Here is a 235-nt window from a genome sequence, read left to right as displayed (position 1 = left end):
ACACACACCTGGTCGAACGGGCCCTGCGGATGGCGCATACACTGCGCGGTGATGTTCCTGATGGGCTGGTGTTTCACGCTGACCGCGGAACGCAATTTACCAGTGAGAAGCTCTGGGAGGTCTGCAGCAGACTGGGCATTGCTCAGTCTGTGGGGCGTACTGGTGTGTGCTTCGATAACGCGATGGCTGAGTCGTTCTGGTCGACGCTAAAGACTGAATTCTACGACCGTAAGCG

Annotated in this window: 1 protein-coding gene; it reads left to right on the top strand. The window is 57.4% G+C overall.

What is annotated here, in order from left to right:
• Positions 1-235 (top strand): DDE-type integrase/transposase/recombinase (locus tag HMPREF2896_RS11430; protein WP_141754791.1); only part of this gene is annotated, 235 nt, incomplete at both ends.

The organism is Corynebacterium sp. HMSC069E04 (assembly GCF_001813175.1).
Classification (GTDB): domain Bacteria; phylum Actinomycetota; class Actinomycetes; order Mycobacteriales; family Mycobacteriaceae; genus Corynebacterium; species Corynebacterium aurimucosum.
This window is presented reverse-complemented; position numbering and strand designations above follow the sequence as displayed.